This window comes from Neisseria sp. P0021.S005 (genome assembly GCF_051956955.1).
Genome location: NZ_JBQCWY010000132.1, coordinates 1 through 7,081, shown reverse-complemented (window position 1 = coordinate 7,081; position 7,081 = coordinate 1). Strand labels below are relative to the sequence as shown.

Below are 7,081 nucleotides of genomic sequence, written 5' to 3'. Positions count from 1 at the left end.
CGCCACACGATACCGAACAAACCGAGCTGCTGCTGACAGGCTACGGCTACACGCGCCGATTGTTGGAAGACTTGCTGCCCGACTCCGACGTATGGGGCGGCGACGGCGTATTGCATTTGAATTTTGACGACAGCGAACGCAAACGCAATCAAGCCTTGGTTTTGCAACACCAGCATAAACACCTTTACCACAGCGTATCTGCCGAAGAAGCTGCGTCCATCGCAGGCATAAACGTATTTTCAGACGGCCTTTACTGGCCGCAAGGCGTATGGCTGAATCCGCCCGCCGTCGTTCATACCTTATTGAATCATCCGCTGATTGAGTTGCACGAACACTCGCCGCTGACCGCCGTATCGTATGACGGCTCACAATGGACAGCACACACACCAGACGCGTATTTCAATGCCAGCCATATCGTTTACTGTATGGGCGCGCATAGCCCGACTGCCGCCGACACCAACGTCTCCGCCCTGCCTTTCCGCCAAATCCGCGGTCAAACCGGTGTTGTGTCCGCCAGCCCGTTTTCACAAAAACTGCGTTGCGCCATTTCCGGCGAAAGCTACATCAGCCCAAGCTGGCAAGGCCGTCACTGCTACGGCGCAACATTTATCCTCAACAGCAACGATGAAACTTGGTATCCGCACGAAGAAACCGAAAACCGCGCCGCCCTGCACCAGCTCAATCCGCCATTGGCACAATCCCTGTTTGAGCAAGATTCGTTTTCAGACGGCCTTCAAAACACACAAGGCCATGCCGCCCTACGTTGCGACAGCCTCGACCACTTGCCCGTTGTCGGCGCGCTCGGCGACATCACCGCCATGCAGTCCGCCTACGCCAAGCTGGCATTGGACAAAAACTACCGCCTCGACAAAATCCCCTGCCCTTACCTGACCAATGCCTACATCAATACGGCACACGGCACGCGCGGACTGGCGACAGCCCCCATCTGCGCCGCCGCCATTGCAGCCGAAATACTCGGCTTGCCGCATCCGCTATCGCAAAGGCTGAGAACCGCGTTACACCCCAACCGCGCCATCATCCGCGCGATTGTTCGGCAGCAGCCGTTGTTATCCGTTTAAAAATTTCGTTTTAAATAAAAAAGGCCGTCTGAAAGTCATTAAAACTTTCAGACGGCCTTTAGCTATCCGTTAACTGCTTAGAATTTCCATTCCAGAGATACGGCGTAATTGCGGCCTGGGGCGCGATAGCGGTCTAAGCCTTTGCCATCGCGGTCAACGCCGTTGGTGGTGCTATAGCTGTACAGGCCGCGCAGGGAGTCCCAAGTGGTGTATTTGCGGTTGAACATATTGTATACGCCGGCACGCAAAGTCAGGTTTTTAGCCGGTTTGTAGAAGCCGTACATATCAAACACATAAGCCGATTTGTTCAGCCATGGATAATCTACTACTTTTTCTTGCAAAGGCGTACCCCAACCGTTGTTTTCAAACACGGTGTACTGCGCATCTTTAGCTTTTTTCGCACCCAAATAAGTCAGGCGGGAGAATACACCCCATTTTTCGCTCGGGCTCTCGTAATCGACACCGGCAATCACTTTCAGAGGCTGAGTGGACAACAGGCTGTTGTTGCCTGACAGTTTGCTCTTCGCGTAACCGACAGAACCAAACAGTTTCCAGCCTTCAGGTACGAAAGAAACCACTTGTCCCAAATTCAGTCGGCCTGTCAGCTCAAGACCACGGATTCGGGCCTTGTCAATGTTTTGCATCTGCCAATCCAGTTTTTCGGAATAAGGATTGCTACAAATACCATAGTAGTAATTCATCTGAGTACAGCCGACATCGCCGCTGGTGGTCAGCGTCCGCTCTTCAGACAAGAAGTTGCGGTAATTGCTTTGATACAGGTTGGCATCCAAAGTACCTTTTTCGCTGCGGCCTTGCAGAGAAAGGGTATGGGTGGTGCTGCGCTCGGCTTTCAGGTTCGGATTAGGCAACCAGTTACCTGAGCCGTGGTTGTAAGTGAAATACACTTCAGACGCATTCGGCACGCGGAAACCGGAAGTTACATCGTAACCCAAACGCCATGTCTGACTCAGCTGTGCAGCCAAGCCGACAAAACCGCTCCAGCCTTTATAAGTGTTGGCTGCAGGTGGTGTTTTGTCACAAGCATGACACTCGGCATTCAGTTGCTGCGGCGTCATTTTGGTGTAGTCGTAACGGATACCTGCGCGGCTGCTGAACACGTCGTTCCATTGGATTTGGTCAGACAGCGAGAAACCGTAGTTGTTGGTTTTCACTGGATGCTGAATCGTGCTGGACGTGCGTAAAATACGGCCGCTGAAGTAGTAGTCGTCGCGGTTTAAGTTTTCAAACTCACGCTGGCTGGCGAAAGTTTTAAACGACAAGCGATGTTGGCCGCCCATTTGCAACGGTTGGCTATCCATACGCAATGTAATGCGTTTGAAGGTTGTATCCATGCTGCGGTTGTAGATTTCGTCCAAATCCTTCTGATTATAGTTGCGCGTCCAGGTAGAATAATCCATCGGGAACGAGCCTTTGTTGTTAACCGCCGCTACTTTGGTTTTCTGATAATCGAAGTCCGCTTTCAACAACGACAACCAATTCGAATCGGGCGTCCACTCGTAAAACAGGTTAGCATTGCGCCGTCTGTTTACGTCATCGGCTTCGCGCCAAGAAGAAGCGGTCAGGTTATAAGACTCTTCGATCGTGTAATTGTGGCCCTGCTGACCGTTGAGAGATGCGCCGATACGATGGTTGTCGTTGATTTGGTAAGCAATCTTACCCAAGAAGCTGTGGTATTTATGTTTGGACGGGTCAGGAATACCGCGCGCAGAACCACGGATATTCGCTCCGCTGCCGGCGCCCTCTACCGGATAACCACGCTCGCCCGCGCTTTCAGTCTCATGGCCGCGACGTTGCGAATACAGCAAAGCGGCATCCACGCGGTCGTTGTTCAAACCGAACCCAAGTGTATTTGTCCATTCGCGGTTGCGGCTGCTGTAACCGTTTTTCATCATCACGCCGAACTGACGCTCAGGCAACAGCAAATCATGACCTTGCAAGGTTTGGTAATTCACACCGCCACCCAATGCACCGCTACCGGTATTGAAAGAGTCTGCGCCCTTCACGATTTCGATGTTGCGCACGAGTTCGGGGTCGATAGACAGACGCGAGCTGTTGAAGTTGCCATAACGGGCATACAGCGAGTTTTCTTCAGAATCAGGCAGGTTTACGCCGTCAATGCTGACGCCGACACGGTTGCCTTCCACGCCGCGTACGGCAAAGCCTTTTTGATGGCGACCACTGTCGCTCAAGCCAACGTCGGTGGAATAACGTACCAAGTCTTTGTTGTCACGTACCATTTCTTGTTGGATACGGCCAAGGTTGACACGTTCCACGGCTGCAGGCGCATTGCGCTGACCTTTAACGCGGACTTCTTTTATCTCTGCTTTAACGGGTGTGGTTTCAGTTGCAGCTTCATCTGCTGCTAATACTGGATTGCCAAAAATACTGCCGACCAGTGCGGCAATAGGAAGCATTTGTAATGGTTTCATATTATCAACTCAAGATGTAATGGATTGTTCATCCATCAGTTAATGCATAAAAAATTTCTGATAATCATTAATGATTAATAAGACAGCAACCCGTTCAAACAAAACTTTGTTGTGTAATTAAAGGCCCCTGCAAACATCTACGCCGAGACCTTGTCTGTTTGATTTAATTATTTTTTAGAGTCTGTGCGGCGTCATACCTTCAGGCGCTTCCGCACCTTTCGGCAGACCGAAGGTTTCGCGCAGAATCACTTTATAGAATTCAAAAGCTTCGCGCGCGCCTTGAATGGCTTCTGCTTCAGCTTCCGGAGTTAAGTTCAGGGCATTCAGGTGCTCGACGAAGGCGCGCCAGTGTTTGCCGCGGCCGTTGGGATGCGGGGCCAGGTGGCGTGCGCCGTGTTCGCCGTTGTATTCGAGTTTTTGAGCGTGTTTGAACAAGAAAGCAGCACCCAAATTTGAACCTTCGGCGCAATAGAGCCAGCCGATGGCTTTATTGCCTGTTTCATGCGGCAATTCTTTGTCGAATTTGTAAGGCTCTTCACCCAAGTCTTTTAGGTCTTGGGTTACGGCATCGTAACGCGCCATGTATTCGAGTTCGGGAATGGCTTTGTTTAATTCGGCATCTTTATAGATGTGATCGACAGCTTTGTGGAAGACTGATTGGAGTTTCAAAAATTTGATGTAGTTTTCTTTGCTGACGAAAGGCTGAACAAACATAACCAAGTTATCAACGCTGTCGTGTGTAACTGTGGTTTGCTCTTTCAAGCGTTTGGCGAAAGTCAGCTCTTGTGTTTCACTCATGATGTTTCCTTTGAATTAAGAGACTAATGGTTTCAGACGGCCTTTATAGTTAAAAATACCGTCTAATTTGAAAAGAATCGTTTTAAAAACAAAGAAGATAATTTTTAACCTGCTTCAGATTCGTTGACCGCGTACCTTCCACAGATCTACAAGACTCATCGTGTTTTTAAATATTGAGAATATATATTATTTTTAATATAATAACAATAAACCAAACTAAGACCTATTAATAAAATTTAACAGCCCATAGCAATAACCTTCTAAACCCTTTTCAAACTTTTCAGACGGCCCAAACCTTATTAAGCAGCCGCCATTCAATCAAATATCGACCTAAATTTGGGCTATCCTTCTGTTTTCCTTTATAATGCGACATTCTTTGCACCTTCTTTATCCCCTGCCGAACCATGAAACGGATTCCTGCCTACCATCGCTGGTGGCGCTACAAGTCTTATCTTCCTGATGCGACGCTGCCTGCACATACGGTGGAATGCCCGGATTGCGGCTGCCGTATGGATATTCCGCGCCTGCGTCAGGGACAGGAAGCGCATTGTCCGGTGTGCAACCATGAAATTGTGGAGGTGGAAAACAATCCGTATATCGCGCCGATTGCCTATGCGCTGACAACCTTGATTCTGATGGCGTTCGCGTACAATATGGTGTATATCCGCGTGGATTTGTTCGGCGTAACATCGATTTTGTCGTTGCCGCAAATGATGCGGCTTTTGATTTCGCTGGATTACGGTTTTCTGGCGGAAGTGATGTTTATCCTCACCTTCGGCGCGCCCTTACTGTTTCTGCTGCTCTGCCTTTATGTTTATACGGCTTTGATACGCGAAAAGGCCTACCCTGCGCTGCGCTTTGCAACGCGTGTATTGGTTCGGCTGCGTCATTGGATTATGGTGGATGTGTTTTTCATTTCCACTTTGGTGGCATATATCAAGCTCTCGTCCGTTGCTACAGTGGAATTCGGCTCAGCGTTTTATCTGATGTTTCCGCTGTCGGTCATGCTGATTCGGACTTCGGTATCGATTCCGCAGCATTGGGTTTATTATAAGATTCACCGTTTAACCGGCGGCCATGCGGTTCAGACGGCCACTGAAGACAAAATCTGTTGCAGCCGCTGCCTGTATTTCCGCAATAAAGACGAGCAGCCTTGCGGCGTATGCGGCGCAGACTTATACCGCCGCCGCCCGAAAAGCCTGAGCATTTCGCTGGCGTTTTTAATGGCGGCGTTTATCCTGTATTTCCCTGCCAACATCCTGCCGATTATGATTTCGTCCAATCCGACGGCTTTGGAGATCAACACGATTTTCAACGGCATTGTTTATATGTGGGACGATGGCGATCGGTTGATTGCCGTGATTATCTTTAGTGCCAGTATTATGGTGCCGGTTTTGAAGATTATTGCGATGGCGGTTTTGATTTATTCCGCATACTTCAAACCCGTGATGAGCGCGGAAAAGATGTCGGTTTTGTATCGGATCACCGAATCCATCGGCCGCTGGTCGATGATTGATATTTTTGTGATTATTATTTTGATGAGTTCGTTCCACACCAATATGGCGCGCGTCGTGCCGGGTGGTGCGGCGATTTACTTCTGCCTGGTTGTTATTTTGACCATGCTTTCGGCCTATTATTTCGATCCCCGTCTGATTTGGGACAAGCAACAGCAGCTTTCAGACGGCCTTGATTCTGACCAGACCTTAACACAATGAAAAAACACGATTCTTCACCCAATTATCATGCCCCAGCGCGTGTCAAGAAAACCAATGTCTTCACGTCTATCGTGTGGCTGATTCCGCTGATTGCGCTAATTGCCGGCGGCTGGCTTTTGGTTAAAGACATCCGCAACCGCGGCCCTGTCGTTACACTGTTGATGGACAGCGCCGAAGGCATCGAAGTCAACAACACCGTTATTAAGGTGTTGAACGTCGATGTCGGACGCGTTACCCGCATCAAATTGCGCGACGACCAAAAAGGCGTGGAAGTTACTGCCCAGCTCAGCGCCGACGCCAAAGACCTTATCCGCAGTGATACCCAATTTTGGGTGGTCAAACCGCGTATCGACCAAAGTGGCGTTACCGGCTTGGGAACCTTGCTTTCCGGCTCATATATTGCATTTACACCGGGCAAAAGCCAAGAAACCAAAGATGTATTTGTCGTCCAAGACATTCCGCCGATTGCCGCCATCGGTCAAAGCGGCCTGCGCCTGAATTTGATCGGCAAAAACGACCGCATCCTCAACGTCAGCAGCCCTGTTTTGTATGAAAACTTTATGGTCGGTCAAGTAGAAAGCGCGCATTTCGACCCGTCCGACCAAAGCGTGCATTACACCATTTTCATTCAAAGCCCCAACGACAAACTGATTAATTCCGCCAGCCGTTTTTGGCTGGAAAGCGGCATTAATATCGAAACCACAGGCAGTGGTGTCAAACTCAATTCCGCCCCTCTGCCTGCCCTGCTGTCCGGTGCGATTTCGTTTGATTCGCCCAAAACAAGCGACAGCAAAAACGTCAAAAGCGAAGACAGCTTCACGCTTTATGACAGCCGCAGCGAAGTCGCCAACCTGCCTGACGACCGCTCGCTGTACTACACCGCATTCTTCAAACAATCCGTACGCGGCCTGTCTGCCGGTTCGCCTGTCGAATACAAAGGCCTGAATGTCGGCGTGGTTTCCGATGTCCCTTATTTCGACCGCAACGACAGCCTGCATTTGTTTGAAAACGGTTGGATTCCCGTACGCATCCGCATCGA

5 protein-coding genes are annotated in these 7,081 nt (G+C 49.9%); 3 read left to right on the top strand and 2 right to left on the bottom strand.

Annotation, left to right across the window (positions count from 1 at the left end; translation table 11 throughout):
- Nucleotides 1–1,079 (top strand): FAD-dependent 5-carboxymethylaminomethyl-2-thiouridine(34) oxidoreductase MnmC (mnmC, locus tag ACTHUE_RS08930; RefSeq protein ID WP_440402798.1); only part of this gene is annotated, 1,079 nt, incomplete at its 5' end.
- Between the two features lie 77 nt (nt 1,080–1,156).
- On the opposite strand, the gene ACTHUE_RS08925 is transcribed toward mnmC, so the two are convergent.
- On the bottom strand, nt 1,157–3,529 hold the full coding sequence (locus ACTHUE_RS08925; protein ID WP_440361278.1) for a TonB-dependent hemoglobin/transferrin/lactoferrin family receptor: 2,373 nt from the start codon (nt 3,527–3,529) through the stop codon (nt 1,157–1,159).
- A gap of 174 nt (nt 3,530–3,703) precedes the next feature.
- Nucleotides 3,704–4,327, bottom strand: coding sequence for a biliverdin-producing heme oxygenase (locus ACTHUE_RS08920; protein WP_440361277.1), 624 nt, complete (start codon nt 4,325–4,327; stop codon nt 3,704–3,706).
- Between the two features lie 404 nt (nt 4,328–4,731).
- Here ACTHUE_RS08920 and ACTHUE_RS08915 point away from each other — a divergent pair, with 404 nt between their 5' ends.
- Nucleotides 4,732–6,042 (top strand): paraquat-inducible protein A, encoded by a 1,311-nt coding sequence (locus tag ACTHUE_RS08915; RefSeq protein WP_079453695.1) that lies wholly within the window; start codon nt 4,732–4,734, stop codon nt 6,040–6,042.
- Nucleotides 6,039–7,081 (top strand): PqiB family protein (locus tag ACTHUE_RS08910; RefSeq protein ID WP_440423310.1); only part of this gene is annotated, 1,043 nt, incomplete at its 3' end. The genes ACTHUE_RS08915 and ACTHUE_RS08910, both read left to right, overlap by 4 nt.

Coding starts and splice junctions, on each gene's coding strand:
- ACTHUE_RS08925 (WP_440361278.1), bottom strand. CDS start 3,529: ATGAAACCATTACAAATGCTTCCTATTGCCGCACTGGTCGGCAGTATT.
- ACTHUE_RS08920 (WP_440361277.1), bottom strand. CDS start 4,327: ATGAGTGAAACACAAGAGCTGACTTTCGCCAAACGCTTGAAAGAGCAA.
- ACTHUE_RS08915 (WP_079453695.1), top strand. CDS start 4,732: ATGAAACGGATTCCTGCCTACCATCGCTGGTGGCGCTACAAGTCTTAT.